The following is a 1,404-nucleotide window of genomic DNA, read 5'->3' on the forward strand; positions in this document are numbered from 1 at the left end:
GATTCATCAAGAACGTCGGCCTTGCGCCAGGTACGTATCAGCGACATTCCCCTCGCCCCGCCGTTCGATGGCCGACGTCCGAAGGGTAGACATTTGACGGTTCAAATCAAAGGCTTGCATTTGAACCGCCGACGGCCTAACAGGAGTTACGCCCACATACCGTTTAGGCGTTAGGCCTCCCTAGTTTGCATGGTGCGCTGCGGTGGCTGGGTCACCAGAATCCGCCGCGTTCCTTGCTGCACTGTGCCTCGCGAAGTTTCGATCGTTGGCAAGCACGGCGCAGTGTTCGACAGTCCTTCGACAAGGGAGAACCATGCTGACAATATCTCGCTGCGTCAAAACGCGGCCCACGCAACGGCGAATCTTGAGCGAGTTCAAGGCCGGATTCCGCTGCCGCGCCCTCGCCCTCGCGGTGACGACGAGCGTCCTGGCCATGAGTGGCCCACAGGTCTGGGCCCAGCCTGTGCCCGAAGCGCAGACCGCACACGGCCTCGTGGTGAAGTGGCGCGCGCCGACAACCCTGGCCAACGGACAGCCCTTCAAGGGCGATGGGCTGACCGGCTTCAAGATCTACGCCAGCCAGACCCGCTACGACCTGGCCCCCGCGTTGCTGTCAGAGGTGCAGGACGCGAAAGCGACATCGGCCACCGTGTCACTGCCATCGGGCAAGTGGTACGTGTGGGTCTCCGCCACCACCGAAAAGGGCGAGAGCGAACTTCAATACAACAGCAAGGTGGTGGCCCCATGAACGGAACCCGTTGGATGAAAAGGCTGCTGGCGTTTGGCGTGACATCACTCGCCGCCTTGTCGGCCCAGGCCACGACCTACTACTTCTCCGATTGCCAGGCCGGTGCCGATGTCGGCTGCCAGCCAGGCAACGAAAGCAATGACGGCTTGTCGCCCGAGAAACCGAAGCTGCTCATACCGGCGCGCTCACTGGTCGACTCGCTGGTCGGCGGCGACCGGCTGCTGCTGGCCCGCAATGGCTCATGGCGCTCCGAGGCCAGTGCGTTCTGGACCGGCAACAACAAGGGCAGCGCCAAGCATCCCATCGTCATTGCCGACTACCGGCCCGCCGGCTACGAGGGCTCGGCCAAGCCCTTGATCACGGTGACCGGCGCGGAGTCGAACTGCCTGACCATCACCAACGGTGGCGACGTGCCCGTGCACAAGGAAGGCTTCACCTTCAAGAACATCAAGTGCGTGGGCCCGGGCGCCGGCACCAACTCGAACGGTGTGTTCACCTACAACGACGTCAGCGACGTGCTGATCGAGAACGTCGACATCAGCGAGTTCGGCATCGGCGTGTACCCAGGGCCGGGCAATGCACCAAGCGCCAAGACGGCCCGGTTGACACTGCGCAACTCGTTCATCCACGACAACGGCGTGCAAGGGCTGTTCGGC

2 protein-coding genes are annotated in these 1,404 nt (G+C 63.0%); both read left to right on the plus strand.

All coding sequences use genetic code 11. The features are described from left to right. The first annotated feature begins 433 nt into the window (after positions 1–433). Complete coding sequence (locus tag AC1DYI_RS35640) at positions 434–748, plus strand: hypothetical protein (RefSeq protein WP_477208816.1); 315 nt, start codon at positions 434–436, stop codon at positions 746–748. Beyond that, positions 745–1,404, plus strand: a 660-nt coding sequence (locus AC1DYI_RS35645) for a hypothetical protein (RefSeq protein ID WP_477208817.1), incomplete at its 3' end; no start/stop codon positions are given. The genes AC1DYI_RS35640 and AC1DYI_RS35645, both read left to right, overlap by 4 nt.

Source organism: Ideonella sp. P3_A4 (genome assembly GCF_056403075.1).

Coding starts and splice junctions, on each gene's coding strand:
- AC1DYI_RS35640 (WP_477208816.1), top strand. CDS start 434: ATGAGTGGCCCACAGGTCTGGGCCCAGCCTGTGCCCGAAGCGCAGACC.